This window comes from Chloroflexus aurantiacus J-10-fl, from assembly GCF_000018865.1.
Taxonomy (GTDB): domain Bacteria; phylum Chloroflexota; class Chloroflexia; order Chloroflexales; family Chloroflexaceae; genus Chloroflexus; species Chloroflexus aurantiacus.
The window spans coordinates 1-22,794 of the sequence record NC_010175.1; the positions used below are offsets into that span (position 1 = coordinate 1).

The window sequence follows — 22,794 nt, forward strand, 5'->3', positions numbered from 1 at the left end:
ATCACTCTTTAACAAACCCTTTCTCCATTGAGTTATCCACAATTATCCACAACTTAATCTCAACATAACATACACCTGGGTTGACGATGATCGCAAGAAACACGACACTACCACCGCCTATCACTATAAGAAACCGTTATAGATTTCCTGTATCTTGTTGCTTGAAATATGAGAACAGATCGAGTATGATGACAACACGTCAAGAGAAGACTTGCTGCCCGCTCTCACCACGAGCGCACTGCAAACACCAACAATGATGTTGCCCTCCCCGCGTCCCGGCGCGGGTCATTCATTATGTGTGCGAAGGCGAAGCGCGGCTCGCAAGGAGGCGCAGGGTGAATCTAACACAAATCTGGAAAGCAACACTATCGGCCCTTCAAACACAGACCTCGCGTCACGATTACGAGGCGCTGTTGCGACCGGCTACGCTCTTATCTCTCGATAATGGTGCAGCCTTCATTGGAGTTTCCTCACCAGGGCAGAAGGAAGGGCTGGAGAATCGTTTGCTCATGCCACTGCGTAATGCTCTCGCCCGTGTCGTAGGGTATCCGGTACAGGTGCAGGTGTTGATTGCCAACCTGAACTCGCGTACTGAGCCTTCACCTTCACTTACCCTGAGCAATGGTTCACGCCTGATGAGTGATCCAGAGCCGGTCGTTGCCGAGACTCCGGCACCAGCACTTACGCCGGGTAACGGCACCGGCGAGCGTGTGGTTCAGCTCGACCTGGCCAGCGCCATGCGATCGGGTATGCTGAACCCTCGCTATACATTTTCCAGTTTCATCGTCGGTTCGAGCAACCGACTGGCCCACGCGGCCTGCCTGGCTGTTGCCGATAATCCCGGTCAGGCGTATAATCCGCTCTTCCTGTACGGCGGTGTAGGATTGGGCAAGACCCACCTGCTGCACGCTATCGGCAATCGCGTCCTCGACCGCGATCCGGAAATCAATGTTCTGTATGTGTCGTCAGAAAAATTCACAAATGATTTGATTAACGCCATTCGTCGGCAGCAGACTGAAGAGTTTCGGATGCGCTATCGCAACATCGATGTCTTGCTGATTGACGATATTCAATTTATTGCTGGCAAAGATGCGACCCAGGAAGAGTTTTTTCACACGTTTAATACCCTTCATTCAGCAGCCAAGCACATTGTGATTAGTTCTGATCGTCCACCGAAGGCCATTTTAACTCTCGAAGAGCGGTTGCGTTCTCGCTTTGAATGGGGTCTGATTGTTGATGTGCAACCCCCTGATCTGGAAACGCGCACCGCCATTCTCCGCGCCAAAGCGGAGCAGATGAGTGTCCATGTGCCCGATGAGGTGATCGACTTTCTGGCCCACAAGATTCAGAGCAATATCCGTGAGCTGGAAGGTAGCCTCAATCGGGTTGCGGCCTACGCCGAACTTAACCGTGCGCCGATCACCATCGAGACGGCAACCGCTGCCCTGGCCGATTTGCTCGGCAATCAGCGTCGCCGGCGGATCAGCGCCGAAGCCATTCTCCAGATTGTGAGCGAGCACTACGGGATTGAAGTAGAGCAACTCCGGGCGCGCAATCGCTCGCGCCACGTAGTTGTGCCACGACAGGTAGCGATGTATCTGCTTCGCGAAGAGACGGAAAGCTCGCTGGTCGATATTGGCAATCTCCTCGGTGGGCGTGACCATACTACGGTAATGTACGGTTGCGAAAAGATTGCCGAAGAGATCAACAGTGATAGCCGTTTACGTAGCGAAGTAATGGCGATCCGCGAACGCATTCAGATGCTGCGCGGGTAGAAAAACTGTACCATAAACGAACGCCACCCCGTCAGAGCACTGTTGGACAGTGCTCTGTCTGTTTTATCAGGCTAATATCACATCTGTGACTCGATAATGCTATAATAAGACAACCTTTTGTCTCCCGTAAACAGATACCTTGTTACTCGCAGAGGAGGATCGCCGTGGGCTACGAAGCCGTTTACCGCCGGTCGATTGAGGAACCCGAAGCGTATTGGGCCGAGTTCGCCGCTGAACTACACTGGTATAAACCCTGGGAGAAGGTACTCGATAATAGTAATCCCCCTTTTACGCGCTGGTTCGTTGGTGGTGAGACAAATCTTTGCTACAACGCCGTTGATCGTCACGCCTTGGGCGGCAGGCGCGGGCAGGCCGCCCTGATCTGGGAGAGTGCTGAAACCGGACAATCGCGAACCCTCACCTACTTCGAGCTGTACCGGGAAGTGAACCGCCTGGCCGGTCTCTTCCACAACCTGGGTGTGCGAAAGGGAGATCGGATCATCATCTACATGCCGATGGTACCTGAAGCCATCTTCGCGATGCTGGCCTGCGTGCGCATCGGCGCCATTCACTCGGTCGTCTTCGGCGGCTTCTCGGTAACCTCGTTAGCCTCACGAATTGATGATGCTGAACCGGTGCTGATTGTGACGGCTGATGCCGGTATGCGCAAAGGCCAACCGGTACCACTGAAAGAGATTGTTGATAAGGCCCTGGCCGAAGCCAATACTGATAGTGTACGTGATGTGCTGGTGTTGAATCGAGGATTGGTACCGGTAGAGTTGAAGAAAGGTCGCGATCTCGACTGGTACGAGCAACTGGCTAAACGCGGTGAGCGCTACGTCGAACCGGTACCGGTTGCCAGCACCGATCCCTCGTACATCCTGTACACGTCGGGTACCACTGGCAAGCCCAAGGGAGTTGTCCGCGATACCGGTGGCTATATGGTTGCCCTCTACGCCAGCATGAGCACCATCTACAATTGCGGCGATGGCGATGTCTTCTGGAGCACCAGCGATATTGGCTGGGTGGTCGGACATTCGTACATCGTGTACGCACCACTGCTCAAAGGTGTACCAACAGTCGTCTATGAAGGCCGGCCCGATCACCCTGATCCCGGCGTCTGGTGGCGGGTGATTGAAAAATACGGTGTGACCCACGTCTTCACAGCACCAACTGCGCTACGGGCACTGCGCAAATTCCCCGAACACTGGATGCGTGACGCCGATATTAGTTCACTGAAGCTATTGTATGCCGCCGGTGAACCACTCGATGCCCCAACCTACGAATGGGCAAGCGCAGCGCTCGGAGTCCCGGTGATTGACCACTACTGGCAAACAGAGAGTGGCTGGCCGATGGTGACCAATCCGGTCGGCGTCGAGTTGTTACCGATCAAACCCGGTTCTCCAACCAAACCGGCCTTCGGTCATCGCCTCGAAGTGGTCGATGCCGACGGCAACCCGGTACCACCCGGTGAAAAGGGCTTTCTGGTTGAACATGGGCCACTCCCGCCGGGAACACTGCTTACCCTCTGGAACGACGATGAGCGCTTCGTGAAGGGGTATTGGGGCCACTTCAAGGATAAGCTCCTCTACATGACCGGCGACTATGCGATTAAGGATGCTGATGGCTACCTGTTTATGCTCGGACGCGCCGATGAAGTGTTGAATGTGAGCGGTCACCGATTGGGCACGCGCGAGATTGAAGAGGTGGTTTCGGCGCATCCGGCAGTCGCTGAGGCGAGTGTGATTGGCGTGCGCGACGAACTGAAGGGCGAAGATGTGCTGGTTGTTGCCGTCCTTAAACAGCATATCACTCCTCAGATGCAAGACGACATCGCCAACGAAATTCGCCAACTGGTGCGCGAACGGATCGGCCCGATTGCAACTCCGAAAGCGGTACACTTTGTGAGTATGTTACCCAAGACCCGTTCGGGCAAGATTATGCGACGAGTCATCCGTGCCGTGTATCAGGGTGACAACCTCGGCGATCTGAGTACCATTGAAGACGACGCCACCGTCGATATGGTGCGCGAAGCGATTGAGTTGCTGCGCGGCGATCTCTCATAACAATTGACTGGAGCGCTCTATGGCAGGCATCCGTAGAGCGCTCTACGATAACGATTTGGCAAAACTTTACCGTATCTTTAATCTCTGATCACATTTATTCGCTATTGTGAAAATATCCACAGTGCAATGGTTTGACACAGATACGCGGCGCAGCCTATAATCGAAGCATCCGCAATGTAAGCACCCCGCCGCATGGATTCGTAACAAGGAGGTTCGACACATGACCGAGACTCGCGATGTGGCGCTGCCTGACACCAGTGAATTGTATTACCCCGATCCGGCGCTGGTTGAGCAATCCAATGTGATGGCGTATGCCCGTAGCAAAGGCTTCAATTCCTACGATGAGCTGTATCAGTGGACGATCAGCCATCGTGAGGAGTTTTGGGCCGATATGGCCAGCCAGCTCGAATGGTTCAAGCCATGGGACAAGGTGCTCGACGATAGCAACAAGCCTTTCTATCAGTGGTTTGTGGGCGGGAAGACAAACATCGTTTACAACGCGATTGATCGCCATCTCAAAACCTGGCGCAAGAATAAGCTTGCCCTGATTTGGGAAGGTGAAGATGGCAGTCAGCGCACCTATTCGTACTACCAGCTCAACTACGAAGTATCACGTATTGCGAATGTGCTCAAGAGCATGGGGGTAAAGAAAGGGGACATTGTTACCATTTATATGCCCCGCATCCCTGAGTTGATGTTCAGCATGCTGGCCTGTGCGAAAATCGGTGCTGCCCACAGCGTTGTATACGGTGGCTTCTCGGAAGCGGCCCTCGCCGACCGCCTGGCCGACGCGAAGAGCAAAGTGCTGATCACTGCTGACGGTGGCTACATGCGCGGCAAAGTGGTCGAGCTGAAGAAGATCGTCAACGAGGCGCTGTCGCGCACGCCGACTGTTCAAACCTGTCTGGTCTTCCGCCACACCAACCACGGTGCCCCGATGGAGCAGGGCCGTGACTTCTGGATGCACGATCTGCTCGGCCTGCCAATCGCGAACGGTCATTGCCCCACCGAAGAGATGGACGCGGAGGATATGCTCTTTATCCTCTACACGTCGGGGACGACCGGCAAGCCCAAGGGGGTTGTCCATACCCACGGTGGGTACATGGTCGGTACGTACACGACCCTGAAGTTTGTCTTTGATATTAAGGACGAAGACCGTTACTGGTGCGCCGCCGATCCAGGCTGGATCACCGGTCACTCGTTCATTGTGTATGCACCGCTGATCAATGGCGCGACATCGTTTATGTACGAGGGTGCTCCCAATTATCCCTATCCCGACCGCTGGTGGAGCATGGTTGCCAAACACGGGATTACGATCCTCTACACCGCTCCTACCGCCATTCGCGGTCTGATGCGGTTCGGCGACCTCTGGCCGTCACGCCACGATCTGAGTACCTTGCGCCTGCTCGGTTCGGTCGGTGAACCGATTAACCCCGAAGCGTGGAAGTGGTTCTACGAGAAGATCGGTCATGGCCGCTGCCCGATTATGGATACCTGGTGGCAGACTGAAACCGGTCACTTTATGATTACGCCGACACCCGCCGTGCCACTCAAGCCCGGCTCGGCGACTCGACCTTTCCTTGGTATCGAAGCTGATGTTGTGCATGAGGACGGTTCACCCTGCGCACCGGATGAGGACGGGTTGCTAGTGATCAAAAACCCGTGGCCCGGTATGATGCGCACGATATTGAATGATCCACAGCGCTACGTAGAAGGCTACTGGCAGAAGGTGCCCCCCTACTACGCCGCCGGCGACAGTGCCCGTAAAGACAAGGATGGCTACATCTGGGTCATTGGCCGGTTGGACGACGTGATTAAGGTGTCAGGCTATCGCCTCGGTACCGCCGAAGTCGAGAGTGCGCTGGTCAGCCACCCGGCAGTGGCCGAAGCGGCTGCGATTGGTCTGCCGCACGAAGTGAAGGGCAATGCCATTCACGCCTTCGTGATCCTGCGCGCCGGCTACGAACCGAGCCACGACCTCGAAGAGAAGCTGCGGGCACACGTTGGTCACGAACTCGGCCCAATTGCCCGTCCCGACTCGATCACGTTTGTGACATCGCTGCCCAAGACGCGCTCCGGCAAGATTATGCGCCGCGTCTTGCGCGCCCGTGCCCTCGGTCTGCCCGAAGGCGATGTCTCAACGCTTGAGGAGTAATCGCGATAGTCGTACCGTGAGGTAAGGCAGACAGGAGCAGGCTACAATCCTGCTCCTGTTTGTTTATGTCATGTTGTGAATGGTATGCAGGTGGGTAAAAGCTCTCGCTCAAGACCTGCAACCTCCATAAGGCGGCCACACCTTCAGGTAGAGGTAACAAGTCGCGCTGACAGTAGCTACGGCGCCGTCACCCAGACTGTGCCGGTCAAACGTGCCCGGTAGGTAATCTGGTCACCGTCACGGGCAATTTCGGTTGGCGTGCCGACATAACTGATGGGTACGTTAGGGTTGATTTGGGCCTGATTGCCAAGTTCGCGCTGTACCCGTTCCTGATACATTGTGCGAAAAACCTCAAGCAGCTCCCTGTTCGATGTTCCAACTGGAACAGTAGCCTCAAGCTCATATTCAATAGTTTGCAATTCGCCGGACAAGGAGCCAGAATTACCCAGAATCAGCTCAATGACCGGCGCAGCCCAGGCAGGTCGGGTGACAATCACGTAGCCGCTAAACAGCGTCAAGGCAATGAGACCAAGCAGGATGAGTGACAGGACGATCTGCCCACCCAATCGCGACCGTGACGATGTTGTCGGCGATGGTGGCGGTTGTACCGGTGAAACGGTGGCTGGTGGTGCTGACCTTCGAGTACTAGCCGAAGAGGCGGCCCCACCCCCCTGGATCGAGATCGGAGGATCAGCGAAGATTGGTGGCCGTGGACGTGGTGGCGACACCGAAGCAGCCGACGGTGTCTGCCCTGCCGGACGAGCAGCAGCCGGTGCAGCAGGGGCACGTGGTGATGCGGGTCGGCTAACCTGTACCTGTACCGGTTGCGGTTGACGAGCAGGGATTAATGCCGCCCGAAACTCGTCCATAGTTGCAAAGCGATCAGCCGGAACTTTCTGCAATGCCCGTTCAAGGGCAGCACTGGTACGCTCCGAGATCGTCGGTACCAGTGTGCGCGCCGGCGGGAAGGAAAAGGGCATCTCTTGCGTGGGATCACGACCGGTCAACAGGTGATGCAGTGTGGCTGCCAGTGCGTAGACATCGGACTGTGGCGTTGCCAGCCCCTGGTATTGTTCAGGAGGCGCATAGCCCGGTGTACCAATCTGCGTCCCACGTTCGGTTGGCTTAAACAGCTTGGCAATCCCAAAATCGATCAGTTTGACATCACCGGATGGCTCGATCATCACATTAGACGGCTTCATGTCGCGGTAGATAAAGCCTTTGCCATGCAAATAACCGAGCACATCACAGATTTCATCGGCCCAGCGCAGTACCCGCTGCTCATCGATGCGCCCTTCGCGTTCGATGATCTGTTCGAGATCCTCACCGCGAATAAAATCCATCGTCAGGTAGTGCCGTCCCTCATCGGTAAAGTGGCTATAGACACGCGGGATACGCGGATGGCGCAGTCGTTGCAATAATTCGGCTTCAGCGTTAAAGCGCTCAACCGCTTCGGCCCGCTCGTTTGGATCGGCAAAGCGGTCGAGCATCTCTTTAATCGCGTAGACCTGTCCGTCCTGATCGATCCCTTCGTACACAGCGCCCTGGCCACCACGCTTCACAATGCGCGTGATCACGTAACGCCGGCGATCAGTTGGCCGGTCATTGTTCAATACCACATCGTGACCACAATGCTGGCAAAATTTCGCCCGCCGTAGATTCGGCTTATGACAGATTGGGCAGAGGATTTCGGTCACCTCAGCCATATGACTCCATGCTGTTGTAATAGGCGAGCGTTGCACCATCATCGTTACCGCGTATTTGAACCAGTGGGCCTGAACCTACAAGATAATACGCAGATAACAATGATTGAGTTGCAATCACAGAAAATTCTTCGCCCGGTACCCTAACCAGCCCAATGCGCTCGGATCATCACGCCAGTTTGGACGCACCTTGACCCACAAATCGAGGTACACCGGTCGCCCTAGCATGCGCTCAATCGAAGCGCGGGCAGCACTGCCTATTTTCTTCAGCATACCACCACCGGCACCGATCAGGATACCTTTCTGGCTCTCCTTCTCGACATTAATTGTCATACGGATGTAGGTGGCCGTCTCTTTCTCTTGCCACTCTTCAACTTCAATGGCAATGGCGTGCGGTACCTCTTGCTGAAGGTAGAAGAGAGCTTTCTCACGCACAAACTCGGCAGCCAGTTGCTGCTCGGTTTGATCGGTCATCTGATCAAGCGGATAGAGTGGTGGGCCTTCGGGTAAGCGGGCACTAATCTCGCTCAGTAACGCTGTCAGACCTAACCGACGTCGGGCCGAGATCGCAATCTCCATCTCCCACTGACCCAATTCACGATAGGCGGGTAGATAGTTCTCACCGGGGCGTTTTGGCTTCTGATCAACCTTATTCAACACCAACAGCTTATGCCCACGAGCACGCTGCACCTGCTGCGCAATCATCCGATCAAGCCGAGTAGGCGGTTGACTTATGTCAACCATAAAACAGATCACATCAGCGTTGGGGAGCGTGCGTTCGGCCAGTTCGACCATCAGTTTTCCCAATCGATGACTGGGTTCGTGAATACCGGGTGTGTCGATGAAGATAATCTGCTCCCCCGGTCGTGAAAGAATACCGCGTACCGGGACGCGCGTCGTCTGCGGGCGGGGTGAGACGATAGCAACTTTTTCACCCAACAATGCATTGAGCAGGGTACTCTTACCGACATTCGGCTTGCCGACCAGCGCGACAAAACCCGACCGCCATTGGAGCGGCTCTTCTGCAACCGGCGTTGCCGGTTCTTCGTCTGAATCAGGCAGATCATCGGCAGAGATTGCCGGCGGCGTGAACACAACCGGCCCTTCGCCGTCAACCGGTTCATCGTCGAATGTCACCATCAACGGCGTCAACCGTTGCAATCGTTCGGGAGTACGCCACTCTTCCGGCAACGCCAGCTCAATCCCCAACACCAGATCATCATCATCAAGATCGAGGATGGCCGTCTCGCTCAACGTGATCGTCTCTACCGGATCCTCATCGGCAATCCGAATGTAGAGATGACCATATTCCCCGTCGAGCCAGTTATACGACCCCTCCAGCACCAGTTCGAGCTGGCTAAGAATCACCTCATCGTCGAGATCGAGTCGGCAACCGAAGATTGCCCCTTGCGCATCAAGCAACAGGCTAACCGGGTATTCCATTACTGCCGTCGCCTGCCCCTCTTCAATGTCGGTGAAGTAGAGATAGAGGGTACCGACGTCTGGATCAAGCGAACAATATTTCATACGATTATCCCTGTGAACCGAGCGCCACTTCACCGGTCACCGTTTCTTGCTGAGCCGCTGTATGCGGTTGATCGGTATCAGATGGCGTTTCGGGCTGATCGGTCAATTTTCGATAGATATAACTGAGCAGAATACGAATAACGGCTGCGATAGGAATTGAGATAAAGAGACCGAAGGCACCAGCCAGAGCACCGCCGGCCAGAATCGCAAAGATGACCACACCCGGATGCAGGCGGACGAGCGGCCCCATCACGTTGGGAATGATAAAATGATCCTCGATCTGGCGCAACACAAAATAGATGATACCGAGCAACACGGCCAGAGCGACGTTAGAAAGACCAAACGGCGTCACCGGCTGGAAGAGCGCTACGGTCATTGCGATGCCGGCAGCCGACCACGGCCCAATGATTGGCAAAATCTCCAACACCCCAGATGCAACCGCTATCACCAGCGCGTATGGTACCTGCAAAATAGAAAGTGGAATATAGAGCAACACCGACATAATCACGATCAAAATCAACTGACCGCGAATATACGCGCTGAAGACACGATCAATCTGATAGCCGAGGTGCCCTATTTCGCGTCGGTAAGGTGCAGGAATGAGACTCCGTGACCAGGCTTTCAACTGGGGTGCCTGCAACAACAGATAGAACGTAATGATCAGATACACCAACAGATAAATCACACTTTCCAGGGCAGAAAAAACGATCTTGGGTACATTTCCACTCAACCAACCGGCCACATCGCGAATTAAACCGATAACCTGTGCTTCCAGCGGAGCCAGACTAATCACAAAATCACCGACTTCGATAGTCTGATTTTGCTCAAAAAAGATCGTCAATTCTCGGATGATCACGGGTGCGTTAGCGGCCAGATCACGGCTTTGCTGCACAATCCGTGGCCAGAGTGCCGTGAACAGACTATACAGGACGAAAAACGCCACAATGTAGAGCACGATAATCCAGATCGCACGACCGATACGAGTACGGCGGTGCAACCAGCCAATCAATGGATTAAACAGATAGGCAGTGATGATCGCACCAATAAATGGCGGCAAAATATGCGTCACTGCAAACAACAACCAGATTGTCAGGACGACGATCAGGGCACTACTAATCCATTTCGCCTGATACGAAAAACGAATAGGCCTCTCTTCCTGTCCCATTGTGTTCTTCCTCGATTCCGCTGACACGAAAGGGCGAACGAACCACCCATTGCGTGATTCGTCGCCCTGTATTATAGCGGCAACAGCGAACGATACAGCTACCGGTTCGGCGGATGATCGGTTGCGCGGCGCAGCGGCACATCAGCCTTGAGCAAATCGTGAGCCTCACCCCGACTCAAGGTGACTTCGATCTGCTCAGCATCAATTGCCGGCAAGTAGCGCTTTAGCACTTCCGCCAGATCGGCTTTCATCTGCGCCATCATCTCCGGTGTCAATTTGTAACGGTCGTCGATCAGCACCGTCAACAGCCGTTGCTTGGCCAGTTCGGCGCTGGAGTCACGTTTTCGACCGAAGAGGCCGTTGAGAAACGACACAGGCACTCCTTTCGTCTATGTTCGTCGCCGCCCGAACAAACTAAGCAGGCGATCAAGCATGCCTTGTTGATCAGGAATCGCCATCACCGGCACATCCTCACCGGCCAACCGTTGCGCAATGTTAATATAAGCACGACCGGCCAGCGAGTTTGGATCATACACTGCGGCCTCACCGCGATTGGTAGCAATCACAATTGTTTCATCTTCGGGAACAATCCCCAGGAGCGAGATTGCCAGTAGCTCCAGCACATCCTCAACCGAGAGCATCTCACCACGGCTCACCAGACGCGGTTTGATGCGGTTGATAATCAGCGAAGCCGGCCCTTTCTCGGCGGCCTCGATCAGACCTACAATTCGATCTGCATCGCGTACCGCCGACACCTCCGGCGTCGTAACAATAATCACCTCATCAGCACCAGCGATAGCATTGCGAAAGCCAGCCTCGATACCAGCCGGGCTATCAATCAAGACAAAATCAAACTCCGCCCGTAACTGACGGGTCAGATCGATCATTTGTTGGGCACTCACCGCATCCTTATCACGTGTCTGTGCAGCCGGCAACAAACACAATTCCGGCAGGCGTTTATCTTTAATCAATGCCTGCCGTAAACGGGCACGACCCTCAACCACATCAACCAGGTCGTAGACGATGCGATTTTCCAGCCCCATGACGACATCAAGATTGCGCAGGCCAATGTCGGCATCGACCACAGCAACGCGGGCACCACGCATGGCCAGCGCCGTACCCAGATTGGCGGTGGTTGTCGTCTTGCCAACGCCCCCTTTCCCCGAAGTTACGGTTATGACTCGCCCCATAGTACCCCACTAGCGCTTGAAGGCTTCCCATCCATCAACGATAATCTCGCCGGCAATCACACGCGCAAACTCTGGCCGGCTCAACGCCTGTTGATCTGGTGCGCGTGCAATCAGATCGGCAATTCGCAATTGCGTCGGGCGCAATTCAAGCGCACAAATAATCGCGCTACGATCACCTAACGCACCGGCATGAACCAGACCACGCAACCGCCCCCAAACCACCACGCTGCCGCCAGCAATAATCTCACCGCCTGGATTGACATCACCGATCAGCGTAATGTGGCCGGTATGACGCAATACCTGGCCTGATCGTAATGTACGCATGACCAGTAAGGCTTCGGCCTCTGGCATCGGTGTTGCTTCAGGGGAACGCGATAACGGTCGTGCCGTCAAACCAACCGAACGTGCAGCCGCCCGCGTTGAACGCTCCGTTGAGTCAATAGCTGTGGCCTGCACGCCGTGCTGCCGGATGAGCGCTAACATTTCATCCAATTGTGCCGACGACACTTCGCGTTCACCCAGATCGATCACCAGGTTGGCGCCGTGAAAGAAGCTTTGACGTTCACCCAGATGAAGATCGAGCCGGTGTAACAATTCCGACCAGGCAACATTGGCATCTAAGCGAAGTCGTAGCCCGTCGCGGCTACCTTTTATACTGATCAGATCACTCATGGTCATACTACCAGATAGAACGTATGATTGTTTGCAATTATAGCATAGTGAACGCTTTTTGTACGCTCTATTTTGTCTGAAAACGACAACAGTGCCAGAAGGTAGCCATTGTTAGACCTGAGTTGACGAGGGTGCATGAAGAGCTGCCGCACTCCATATCGGCGAGGCAGGGGTGGGCGTTTCAGGTGACCGCGGGCATCCGAGCGATGTCTGCGCGGCAGCATGGCTGCCGCACTCCATATCGGCAAGGCAGGGGTGGGCGTTTCAGGTGACCGCGGGCATCCGAGCGATGTCTGCGCGGCAGCATGGCTGCCGCCACTCCATATTCGGATGGGCGGGCGTTCCAGGTGACCTCGTGCCTCCGAGCGATGTCCTCGCGGCAGCATGGCTGCCGCACTCCAAACTCTGCGACACATGCAACACTACGATACAACACACATCTGACCGTGAGTGCGATGGAGGTGGCAGCAGACCAGCCGCACTCCATACCGGCGAGGCAGGGGTGGGCGCTACAGGTGCGCTCGTGGCAGCAGGCCAGCCGCACTCCACACCAGAGCAGGCTGACCGATTTACGAAACCAGCCCGCTGTAGCTTCTCTATCAGCTCCTCTATCAGGCACGTACAGGCGTACAAATATCCCCTTGTCAGATGTCCCGGCATCCCGTACAATTACATCAATTCAGAATGATATAAATCAGGAGCATATCATGGCTGTGCGCGTAGGGATCAACGGATTCGGGCGGATTGGACGGCTCGCGCTGCGGGCGGCGTGGGCATGGCCCGAACTCGATATCGTCCATATTAACGAGGTTGGCGGTGATGCCGCTACCGCAGCGCATCTCCTCAGCTTTGATTCGACGCAGGGGCGATGGTCGGTTGAGGTGCACGGTGAAGGCAATCAGTTGCTGATCGATGACAAAACGGTTGGTTACAGTCAGATTCGCGATCCCGGTGCTGTGCCATGGGCAGATGCCGGCGTTGACATTGTGCTTGAAGCAACCGGCAAGTTCCGCACTGCGGAGCAACTGGCGGCCTATTTCAGCGCTGGGGTGAAGAAGGTGATTGTGGCGGCGCCGGTAAAGGGTGAGGCGCTGAATGTGGTTATGGGGGTGAACGATCACTGGTATGAGCCAGATCGCCATCACCTGCTGACGGCCGCCTCGTGTACGACCAACTGTCTGGCACCGATTGTGAAAGTAATCCACGAAGGGATTGGCATTCGCCATGGCATGATCACAACCATTCACAGCTCGACTAACACCCAAACCGTGCACGACCGTCCACACAAAGATTTGCGACGGGCACGAGCGGCTAGTCTGTCACTCATCCCCACTACGACCGGCTCGGCAACCGCTATCGGTCTGATCTTTCCTGAATTGCAGGGTAAACTCGACGGACAGGCGGTGCGGGTACCGTTGCTGAACGCATCGCTCACCGATTGCGTCTTCGAGGTACGTCGTCCGACAACTGTTGCCGAGGTGAACGGATTGTTACAGGCAGCGGCAGAGGGTGCGCTGAAGGGGATTCTCGCCTATGAGACGCGCCCGCTGGTGTCGATTGACTTCCTCGGCAACCCACATTCGGCGATTGTCGACTCGCTGTGCACGATGGTCACCAACGAGACGCAGGTGAAGATTTACGCCTGGTACGACAATGAATGGGGATACGCCAATCGGTATGTGGAATTAGCGCGAAAGGTTGCCCTGCTCTTATGAAAACAACGCCTTCCACTGAGGCATCGGCGACCATGACCCAACAGCGCGCCGACCGCCGTAACTATGTGCTGGTAACAATCGCCTACTGGGCCGATACGCTCACCGATGGCGCGATTCGGATGCTGGTGTTGTTTTACTTTGCTCAGCTCGGCTATTCGCCGTTTGCGGTAGCCTCGCTCTTTCTGTTCTACGAAATTTTTGGGGTGATTACTAATCTCTTCGGTGGCTATATCGGTGCGCGCTTTGGTCTCAAGCTGACGCTGTTTCTCGGCCTGGCAACCCAACTGGTTGCACTGAGTATGCTGGCTTTTGCTCCACCTTCACTGCTGGTTGTGCCATACGTGATGGCGGCGCAGGCATTGTCGGGGATCGCCAAAGACCTGACCAAGATGTCGTCGAAGAGTGCGGTGAAGCTGGTGGCCGGCACCGGCGAAGGTCAGCTTTACCGCTGGGTCAGTGTGTTGACCGGATCGAAGAATGCGATCAAGGGACTGGGCTTCTTTGTCGGTGCACTGTTGCTCAGTCTATTCGGCTTCCAGACTGCTCTGATCATGCTGGCAGTGCTGGTGCTGACGGCCCTGGTTGGTGCGGTGAGCACAATCAGTGGCGACCTGGGTGTTGCCAACAAGAAAGCCAAATTCAAGCAGATTTTCTCGCCGAACCGGGCGGTCAATCTGCTGGCGGCAGCTCGCATTTTTCTCTTCGGGGCGCGCGATGTCTGGTTTGTGGTCGGATTGCCGGTCTTCTTCATCACCGTTTTAGGCTGGGATTTCTGGCTGGCGGGTGGCTTTATGGCTGCCTGGACTATCGGCTACGGCTTTGTGCAGGCTTCCACACCGGCCCTCATTCGGCGGCGTATCGCCAATGCCCAGGCTCCGGACGGACGTACCGCTATGTGGCTGGCCTTCGCACTGGCAGCCTTCCCGGCAGGGATTGCCATCACACTGCATGCGGGTCTGATCCCAACGCTGAGTGTAGTTGGTGGTCTGCTCGCCTTTGGGATCATCTTTGCCCTGAATTCGGCTGTACACAGCTACCTGATCCTGGCTTACGCCGACGATGCCAAAGTTGCGATGAACGTTGGCTTCTACTATATGGCAAATGCCCTGGGGCGCCTCACCGGCACAGTTCTCTCTGGCGCACTCTACCAGTGGGGAATGCAGAGCAATCCATTTGGTGGCCTGATCGCATGCCTGTGGGCATCGGCTGGTTTCATTTTAATCGCCGGTTTGTTGTCGATCCGCTTACCAACGCCAACGCGCACGGTCGTCGGCACGTGGAAGGTAGAGGAATAAAGGCGGGATCGCTCATACCTGGCGATCACGCACCAGCGCACAGATGCAATCGGTCCAGGGTGTCGCGGCCTGATTGCCGCGCTGACGAAGATCGATCAGCGCAGTACGAAGTTCCTGAAGATCGGCAATGCGCTGATCGATAGCTGCAATTTACCGATCCAGGGAGGCAAGCATCTCACCGCACGGGGGTTCGCCGCGATCACTTAGCGCGAGAATAGCAGCAATCTCGCGTAATGACAGACCCAGACTGCGCGCATGGGTAATGAAACGTAAGCGGTCAACCATGTCTGGTGAGTAGAACCGATAATTGTTCTCCATCCGCGGCGGGGGTGGCAACACCCCAATCTGCTCGTAAAAACGAATGGTTTTAACCGACACACCGGTTTGGCGGGCAAGTTCACCAATACGCATCATCACGCACCTCAAAAGAGCATTGACCTATCAGGAGAGGTCATCGATAAGCCGGATGATCGTGACGAGAACACACCTGATACCTTCACACCCGCACCTGGTATCAAACACGTGGAGCGTGGAAGCCTGACTTCCGCACTTCACATCACGCTATCCACGCTGTGCCGACCGGTGAGCATCTCTGTTCGCCACATGCGCTGTTCAGGAGACGGTAGCGTTAGACCGTCATCTCGTTACCTGCGCGCAAGGGAGCAATGATACGCACACTATAGCACATCTCTACAAGGTCAGAATAGGAAACCGAATGACAGAAGTTATCTCATTAACCCAAGTTGCTACCTTATTTCACCACAGAGGCACGGAGGACACAGAGGATGGGTATGACCTGAGATGCTGCCGTGAGACGTAACGTAGCGCGTCGATGGGAACTGGATGCTCGCCATATCGTTCATGCAAGTACACCCACGGCGTTACGCGCAATGTCGTGCTGTTCATCCCGGCAGTCAGTCTCCATGGCCTGCTCACAGCATTGGCGGCAACCTGGGTTATCTCATTAACGACTGACAGACTCCGTGATCGTGACGAACACACACCGCATCCTCATGACCAGTAGGGTCAACGGCATAACACGCGCCTGATCGTGAGTACGGCTGCTGCGGCAGCATGGCTGCCGTACTCCAAACTCCGCGACACGCGCATGACGAGCGGGAAAGGTAACTAATCCCAATCCAGCGCGTGATGGCACTGGAGATGGTCGTCAGCCATCTTCGCTGCCATACCGGCAGACAGAGAACAGGATATACTGCCTCTCGTGATAGGCAAGCATTCATAAGCCTGCGCGATGGTAGCACGACCGCAGCGCTTTTATGAAATAAGTTCAAAGACACCGAACATAGCCAACGCCGAGGCACACTGACTGTTACGAAGCGTGTCTGAACGCACGTATACCACCGTCAATAGTTGTCTGAAGCGTGGATAAGATGATGGCTTTGCAACTCAAACATTCAAGAAATTGAATATGATAAGAGCTATGAAAACAACAACGACCGTCAAACAGGCACGCCTGTTCAAGGCCCTCATGCATCCGGTTCGTATTCAGATCCTCGACATTCTGCGCGAGGGTGAGGCATGTGTCTGCCACATTGAAGCCGTGCTTGGGCTACGGCAGGCGTATGTGTCGCAGCAACTGGCTGTGTTACGTAAAGCAGGTCTGATCCGAGATCGGCGCGAAGGGCCGAACATCTACTATCGCATCGGGCATCGCGATGTATTCACTATTCTCGATGTGGCCCGCACCCTGGTAGGTGAGGATGAACTGGTGACGCCGACGACGGTACGTTGTTCATGTCCGCGTTGTACGGCACCAACCGCATAGAACCGTTACAGGAGCACAATCTATGGTCAGCGTTAAAGTCCTGGGGCCGGGATGCGCCAATTGTCGCAAGCTGGAAGAGCGTGTACGGCATGTCATTCGCCAGCATCAACTGGAAGCCGAGATCGAAAAGGTTACCGATTACGCGCAGATTATGCGCTGGAACGTGATGCGCACGCCGGGACTGGTGGTAAACGATGTCCTGGTCGCCGCCGGACGCATTCCCTCGGAAGAGGAGATTGCCGGCTGGTTGAGATAAACGTTCATCAAGCACGAGCGGGTGATGCCACAACCCGCTCTTTCTCAACCTGGTATATGCAAAAACTTGCATATCTTATGGAGAATAGCATCATGGCGCAAACCATTTCACCAACCGCTGATCGTCGTCCCGCCTGGCGGATATGGCTGCTGGTAGTTGGCGGAGCCGCAGTCTGGTTGATTGCGTATAACCTGATACAACCGCTGGCAAACTGGCTCACCTTCCAGGTCATTGGTCTACAAGAGGGTTCCCATCTGGGTGAGGCAGTTGCCTTCTTTCTGTACGATGTGCCGAAAATCCTTTTACTCTTGAGCGGTATGATCTTTCTGATCAGCACGATTCGCTCGTTCTTCAGCCCGGAACGCACCCGCGAGTTACTGGGAGGTAAGCGGGAAGGGGTTGGTAATATCCTGGCAGCCGGTCTCGGTGTACTGACTCCATTTTGTTCATGTTCGGCGGTACCGCTCTTCATCGGTTTTGTTGAGGCCGGCATTCCGCTTGGGGTCACCTTTTCCTTTCTGATTGCCGCGCCAATGGTGAACGAGGTGGCGCTGGTCATGCTCTTCGGCTTGTTTGGCTGGCAGGTCGCTCTCCTCTATCTGGTAGCCGGGATGAGTGTCGCTATTCTGGCCGGGATTGTGATCGGACGCCTGCATCTCGAACGGTATGTCGAAGACTTTGTCTGGCAGATTAAAGGGGGCAACGGTACGGTTGCGCTGGCTACGCCAACGTGGCCAGACCGGTTTGCCATAGCCTGGGCGAACACACGTGAGATTGTCGGGAAGGTCTGGCTCTTCGTCGTGCTTGGGATTGCGGTTGGAGCCGGCATTCACGGTTACGTTCCCGAAGATGCGCTGGCCGGCATCCTGGGCCGTGAAGCGTGGTGGTCGGTGCCGATGGGAGTTTTGCTTGGCGTTCCGCTGTACTCGAACGCCGCCGGTGTCATTCCGGTCGTCCAGGCCCTGATGGCGAAAGGGGCCGCTCTCGGCACGGTGCTGGCCTTTATGATGTCTGTAGTAGCGCTAAGCCTGCCAGAGCTGATCATTTTGCGACGTGTGCTCAAGCTACCGCTGATCGCGACGTTTGTCGGTGTCGTGGCCAGCGGGATCATCCTGGTCGGCTATCTGTTCAACCTGATGATGTGATCGTAATATAGCGATAGAGAGGCGTGGCTATCACGCTTCTCTATTCACTCTTGAAGACCTCGCACAAACCAGAATATTCCTACCGACAGGGCAATACCGAGCAGTGAAATCGGCCAGAGATCGCCAAGCGGAATCATGCTCACGGCTATCGCAAGATGGATAGCGGCTAACACCATCAGCAAAATCCGTGCCCAGGGTCGGTTGTTCCACAAGCCGATAGCCGCAACGATCAACACAACCGCAAACAGGATGATCGGCACACTAAAGATGATCGCCAGAAATGCCGCCAACCCACCCAGTCCAACTTCCGAATAGTTGACTAAGCCAAAAAAGATGAGTAATGCACCAAATGCGCAAAGCAGGCCACCATAACCACCGGCAATAATTGACAGTATCTGCCGTCGGCCAAACTGGCTACCGGACATATACCCTCCTGGTATGGTCTGATTACGAGCATTTGGTTGTTATTATATTCACAGCACATCTTATATCAAGACTCATGCAGCTCGCATTCTACGTTCGCTGAATTTCACGGGATATCCTCCCGATGGATCTGGCATCGTCACATGCATCAGGGCAAGGCGTTGAGCTGGAATGGCTTGCAGGGATCGATAGCGATCAGGAGTCTGGCACGTACCACACACATCCGGTGTGGAGAGTAGCGAAGCATGGTTTTCGCACATCAAAACTACGACACGGGCATCGCCAGACCCAAAAAGAATCTAACAGAGTTCCATGCCACACGGATGTATGGACAGACACCTGCGTATTACGTTAACGTGCAATTCCAGAACGACTAACAGAAGCCTGTCTTATGTCAAATTCCAACTAACACTGGGCATGATTCAGGTTGTCAGCTCGGTGCAGGAATGATGCCGTGTTAGTGCCGGTGCAGGCATTCTGACCGGTTCACCGCATCCGCGCTCAGATGCGACGTCAGGGTGATGAGCGGCAAGCGTGGTACGCTAGTCCTACGACCGGCAGGGGTATACGACACGCCCCCATCCGCTCTCGCGCCCTGCGCTCTGCATTACCTATAAGTCACCCAGCAGCTAGTATGATGCATCGGTCGTGTCACAGGCCAGCAGGGATCACCCTGACCGCGCCCGATAGGGGTACACGGCCGTGCGCCCCTACCAATACTGATGTGGGATGATGTCACCATCCACAGGACGACAATTATCACCGGCTGGTACCCAGTGATGCCCGCTCAGGGTGTAGTAGCGCCCAGGGCAGGTATGAGCGCCCAGCGGGAAAGCGTCCAGCCCTGCCCTATCCGGCACGGCGCCACCGTCCGCCACCATGGTCACCATCCGGATTCCGTCAGTGCGCTCTGCGGCAACGGTCGGGATGAACCGGACACCTCCGGCATCACGACCGCGCTGGTGCCATGCAATGATGACTAGGCGAGCGCAGGCTGCGATACTCCCTGATGAGCAACGCAGATGACAACTATAGCGTTATAGGTAATGCATAGGGCTGCGGGAGCGAGCCTGCCATTGGCAGCCCGTGCAGAGGACGAAGCAGATGGCATCCATCGCCTGGCGATCAGGCATCCGCGGGCGTCATCCCTTGGGGTACGTCCGCTTAGGCGGAAGGAGGGGCTCGATGCGTGACCACAGCTCGTTGGGAATGCGCCACCCACCGTCAACCGGTTGCTCACTCATTTGCCTCCTCCATAGGTTCATCTACGATACGATGATAATACCATATGTTTTCGGATAGGTTCTTAATACGCAGTGCTGCTCAAAAGTACGTCACAACATGGACAAGCTGCTCAACGTTTGTTTGATTTGCTGCAAAAGCGCAGGATCAGTTTTATGCACTGGTTGGAGGCATTGCTCTCCTGAGATATGTTCAGGGTCGGAATACCGAGGATATTGACCTTATCTTAAGTGTAAGTGAAGATACTCCCCGAAATTAATCTTACTCACAGAGATATTTATTTTGCGCGGGGGGACTATCGAGGTCTTCGGATTGATGTCCTCTTGACAAATAATCCGTTGTGGCTCATGTTCAAAAGTGGTGCAGCCCAACCAACTAAGAACTACAACGGGGAGCTATACCACACCCACAGCTCGGACAAGTTAACGCTTGCAGATAGCAATAGCCCCTTAACCACAGTGCACTGCGCACATCTCAAAACGGTCAACCATCGGTGTTTACTGCGGTGTAAGGGCTGCGTAGTACCCTATTGCACCGAGTTTGAACATGAGCCTCCGTTGTTTTAGCACGTAAAGAAGCGCCGCGAATTGCTCGTCTCCGGCATGATCGTGTATAATCCATAGCATTGTCGCAATCGCTGTATATCATCAACGTCTGATTGTACCTGTTTCCTGATCGGGGCGACGTCGCAGGCTTGCACCTGTGCGCTGTACATCTGGCGCGAACAGGACGGTGATACTGCGTTTCGTTGCTGATGATACGTGTTTCGCATACCAGTGTAAACAGGGAGGACTCTCAGTATGGAACCGTCTGGCGCAGTCGAACTATCCCCTTCGGAAACGCCAAATGCCGCCCGTATCTACAGTTATACTCTGGGCGGTTCGTACTATCTGCCGGTTGACAGGGCAGCCGCGGAGTACATGTTCTCGCTCGTGCCTTCCACCCCAAAATGGGTGCGTATGCTGCGCAGTTTTCTCCAGCACGCCGCCCGTCGTCTTTGGGCGGAAGGATTGACCCATTTCATCGACTTCGCTTCTGGTCTGCCGACCGACGATCACATTCATCACGTGCTTCCAGATGCGCGTGTGGTTTATTCCGACCTGGATCCCGAAACGTACAACCTGGCGCGGCAACTGGTTGAACATCTTCCGAATGTATTGTATTTGAGGCATGATGTGCGCGAGGCACGGGTGCTGCTCGATTCGCCGGAGGTGCAGAATTTTCTGGGAGGTGAGCGGCGGGTGGCATTCGGGTTGAACGGTATCACCGTCTTTCTCTCTCCTGACGAGATTTCACACCTCTTCCATGATCTCTATGAGTGGGCAGCGCCAGGCTCCCGTCTTTACATCACCTACGAAACCAAAATGCCAGGGCTAATGACTCCGCGTATGGAACAGTTTATCGACATGTTCCGTCAGGCAGGATCACCCTTCTGGCTCTATTCGCTAGAGGAGTGCATCGCGCTCAGTCGACCGTGGCAGATCCCACCAACGGGATTAATGCCGTTGCACGAGTTCCTTGGGCTTCCCGCCGACTACATCACCGAATCGGATCAGGAAGGCGTCGGGTTGCAGTTCTACGCTGCGATCCTTACCAAGCCATAGAGACGTTCATATCGGGCGAGCAGGGTGGAGGAAGCGCGGTCGTCACAGGGAAGAGTTTCTCGGCTGGTTCCTGCGTGCCATTTCCTGTTCCAGGAGTGATGACACCTTATCTCCCCCTTCTCCCATTCAAGAACAGACAGAACATATGAACCAATGCAACTTCTGTAGCATCGAAACGCCCCAGCAAAGACAGATGCTCCCCTCTCCCCCCAGCGGCTATGCATTACCCATAACTCGGACCCACGTGCGGGTTGTGGTAATCGTATGAGGAGCAATCAACCAGGAGGCAGCGTGACACGACGATGCCATCGTGGACTGCGCACGATGCGATACGCTCGATGAGGTGATACCCGCAGGAATCGGCGTCTAATTCGCCTAGTCGAGGCGGTGGCTGCGCAGCCGACCGCCAGCGTGCCGCAGGCGTGCGTGAGCCGGGCAACCACCAACGGGGCCTATCGGCTATGGCGTTCGGATTGGGGTAGTCCAGCGGCGATTCGGGCGACGCATTGACACGTGACGACGGAACGTGTGCGAGCACATCCGATGATTCTGGTCATCCAGGTACGACTGAGCTGAACGTCACCCAACATCCGACTACCCAAGGTCTGGGGCTGTTAGACAATGCAAGCCAGGTATCTGTGGCAGGCCATCCGCCAGCATCCGGCGTGAGGGCACGTTACCATTCCGATGCAGCGCACAGATAACCAGCCACTACGTCAGGCACCATCACCGTGCGCACGATACCGCTGACCATCCTTCCCCTGCGACAGCAGTGGCAGCGGTCCTCGTTATCGTCGCTTCCGCTGCACAGTATCCAGGCAGAAGAGGAGAGTCTACCTCCTGAGGCAACCCCTGTGTGCTGGTTGTCGATCACCACGCTACCGGTCACCACACTAGCCGAGGCATGCCAGTGCATCCTCTGGTACCGTCATCGGTGGGTGGTAGAGCGGTATCACGTCGTCCTGAAAAGCGGGTGTCGGCTGGATGAACTGCAACTGGAAGACGCAGACCGGATTCAGCGAGACCTGGCGACCTAGTGCATCGTCGCGTGACGCTTGCTGTGGCTCACATATGA

Annotated in this window: 18 protein-coding genes and 2 pseudogenes; 11 read left to right on the forward strand and 9 right to left on the reverse strand. The window is 55.2% G+C overall.

All coding sequences use genetic code 11. The features are described 5' to 3' along the window. The first annotated feature begins 335 nt into the window (after nucleotides 1-335). The 3 genes from dnaA (at nucleotide 336) to acs (ending at nucleotide 5,996) form a co-directional block, all read left to right on the forward strand. The gene (gene dnaA, locus CAUR_RS00005) at nucleotides 336-1,775 is read left to right on the forward strand and encodes a chromosomal replication initiator protein DnaA (protein WP_012255915.1); all 1,440 of its coding nucleotides are present in this window, start codon (nucleotides 336-338) and stop codon (nucleotides 1,773-1,775) included. A 164-nt stretch (nucleotides 1,776-1,939) separates the two neighbouring features. After that, nucleotides 1,940-3,841: a propionate--CoA ligase gene (gene prpE / locus CAUR_RS00010; protein WP_012255916.1), complete on the forward strand. Its 1,902-nt coding sequence runs from the start codon at nucleotides 1,940-1,942 to the stop codon at nucleotides 3,839-3,841. A 220-nt stretch (nucleotides 3,842-4,061) separates the two neighbouring features. After that, nucleotides 4,062-5,996, forward strand: a complete 1,935-nt coding sequence (acs, locus tag CAUR_RS00015; RefSeq protein WP_012255917.1) for an acetate--CoA ligase — start codon at nucleotides 4,062-4,064, stop codon at nucleotides 5,994-5,996. A 176-nt stretch (nucleotides 5,997-6,172) separates the two neighbouring features. Here acs and CAUR_RS00020 read toward each other — a convergent pair whose 3' ends face one another. From CAUR_RS00020 to minC, 6 genes are all read right to left on the reverse strand, one after another. Beyond that, nucleotides 6,173-7,702, reverse strand: a complete 1,530-nt coding sequence (locus CAUR_RS00020) for a serine/threonine protein kinase (RefSeq protein ID WP_012255918.1) — start codon at nucleotides 7,700-7,702, stop codon at nucleotides 6,173-6,175. Between the two features lie 114 nt (nucleotides 7,703-7,816). Continuing rightward, a complete protein-coding gene (gene era / locus CAUR_RS00025; protein ID WP_012255919.1) occupies nucleotides 7,817-9,226 on the reverse strand; it encodes a GTPase Era in 1,410 nt (469 codons plus the stop codon). A 4-nt stretch (nucleotides 9,227-9,230) separates the two neighbouring features. Beyond that, nucleotides 9,231-10,391 (reverse strand): AI-2E family transporter, encoded by a 1,161-nt coding sequence (locus CAUR_RS00030; RefSeq protein WP_012255920.1) that lies wholly within the window; start codon nucleotides 10,389-10,391, stop codon nucleotides 9,231-9,233. Nucleotides 10,392-10,489: 98 nt separating this feature from the next. Beyond that, the gene (minE, locus tag CAUR_RS00035; protein WP_012255921.1) at nucleotides 10,490-10,765 is read right to left on the reverse strand and encodes a cell division topological specificity factor MinE; all 276 of its coding nucleotides are present in this window, start codon (nucleotides 10,763-10,765) and stop codon (nucleotides 10,490-10,492) included. A 15-nt stretch (nucleotides 10,766-10,780) separates the two neighbouring features. Further along, on the reverse strand, nucleotides 10,781-11,581 hold the full coding sequence (gene minD / locus CAUR_RS00040) for a septum site-determining protein MinD (RefSeq protein ID WP_012255922.1): 801 nt from the start codon (nucleotides 11,579-11,581) through the stop codon (nucleotides 10,781-10,783). 9 nt (nucleotides 11,582-11,590) lie between these two features. Further along, nucleotides 11,591-12,253: a septum site-determining protein MinC gene (gene minC, locus CAUR_RS00045; protein ID WP_242605002.1), complete on the reverse strand. Its 663-nt coding sequence runs from the start codon at nucleotides 12,251-12,253 to the stop codon at nucleotides 11,591-11,593. 707 nt (nucleotides 12,254-12,960) lie between these two features. On the opposite strand from minC, the gene CAUR_RS00050 reads away from it, so the two are divergent. Together CAUR_RS00050 and arsJ are read left to right on the forward strand one after the other, a co-directional pair. Further along, nucleotides 12,961-13,968 carry an ArsJ-associated glyceraldehyde-3-phosphate dehydrogenase gene (locus CAUR_RS00050; protein ID WP_012255924.1) on the forward strand — a complete coding sequence of 336 codons (1,008 nt, stop codon included), beginning with the start codon at nucleotides 12,961-12,963 and terminating at the stop codon, nucleotides 13,966-13,968. Next, nucleotides 13,965-15,263, forward strand: coding sequence for an organoarsenical effux MFS transporter ArsJ (gene arsJ / locus CAUR_RS00055; protein ID WP_012255925.1), 1,299 nt, complete (start codon nucleotides 13,965-13,967; stop codon nucleotides 15,261-15,263). Before CAUR_RS00050 ends, arsJ begins: the two co-directional genes overlap by 4 nt. Before the next feature lie 150 nt (nucleotides 15,264-15,413). Here the strand turns inward: arsJ and CAUR_RS00060 are convergent, their stop codons facing one another. Further along, nucleotides 15,414-15,677 (reverse strand): heavy metal-responsive transcriptional regulator, encoded by a 264-nt coding sequence (locus CAUR_RS00060; RefSeq protein WP_242605003.1) that lies wholly within the window; start codon nucleotides 15,675-15,677, stop codon nucleotides 15,414-15,416. A gap of 1,027 nt (nucleotides 15,678-16,704) precedes the next feature. Here CAUR_RS00060 and CAUR_RS00065 point away from each other — a divergent pair. The 3 genes from CAUR_RS00065 to CAUR_RS00075 all read left to right on the forward strand — a co-directional run bounded on the left by CAUR_RS00065 (nucleotide 16,705) and on the right by CAUR_RS00075 (nucleotide 18,450). Then, nucleotides 16,705-17,049: an ArsR/SmtB family transcription factor gene (locus CAUR_RS00065; protein WP_012660364.1), complete on the forward strand. Its 345-nt coding sequence runs from the start codon at nucleotides 16,705-16,707 to the stop codon at nucleotides 17,047-17,049. A gap of 22 nt (nucleotides 17,050-17,071) precedes the next feature. Then, a complete protein-coding gene (locus CAUR_RS00070) occupies nucleotides 17,072-17,305 on the forward strand; it encodes a thioredoxin family protein (RefSeq protein ID WP_012255927.1) in 234 nt (77 codons plus the stop codon). Nucleotides 17,306-17,397: 92 nt separating this feature from the next. Continuing rightward, nucleotides 17,398-18,450, forward strand: a complete 1,053-nt coding sequence (locus tag CAUR_RS00075) for a permease (RefSeq protein ID WP_012660365.1) — start codon at nucleotides 17,398-17,400, stop codon at nucleotides 18,448-18,450. A 44-nt stretch (nucleotides 18,451-18,494) separates the two neighbouring features. Here CAUR_RS00075 and CAUR_RS00080 read toward each other — a convergent pair whose 3' ends face one another. Both CAUR_RS00080 and CAUR_RS21330 read right to left on the reverse strand, forming a co-directional pair. Then, complete coding sequence (locus CAUR_RS00080) at nucleotides 18,495-18,875, reverse strand: hypothetical protein (RefSeq protein WP_012255929.1); 381 nt, start codon at nucleotides 18,873-18,875, stop codon at nucleotides 18,495-18,497. 1,056 nt (nucleotides 18,876-19,931) lie between these two features. Further along, a pseudogene (locus CAUR_RS21330) lies at nucleotides 19,932-20,117 on the reverse strand (transposase); the annotation flags it as partial. A gap of 798 nt (nucleotides 20,118-20,915) precedes the next feature. Between CAUR_RS21330 and CAUR_RS00085 the strand changes: the two are divergent. The 3 genes and pseudogenes from CAUR_RS00085 (at nucleotide 20,916) to CAUR_RS21835 (ending at nucleotide 22,756) form a co-directional block, all read left to right on the forward strand. After that, nucleotides 20,916-21,719: an SAM-dependent methyltransferase gene (locus CAUR_RS00085; RefSeq protein WP_012255930.1), complete on the forward strand. Its 804-nt coding sequence runs from the start codon at nucleotides 20,916-20,918 to the stop codon at nucleotides 21,717-21,719. A gap of 354 nt (nucleotides 21,720-22,073) precedes the next feature. After that, nucleotides 22,074-22,229: pseudogene (locus tag CAUR_RS21830) on the forward strand (transposase DNA-binding-containing protein); the annotation flags it as partial. 221 nt (nucleotides 22,230-22,450) lie between these two features. Next, nucleotides 22,451-22,756, forward strand: coding sequence for a transposase (locus CAUR_RS21835; protein WP_207301197.1), 306 nt, complete (start codon nucleotides 22,451-22,453; stop codon nucleotides 22,754-22,756). The last annotated feature ends 38 nt before the right edge of the window (nucleotides 22,757-22,794 follow it).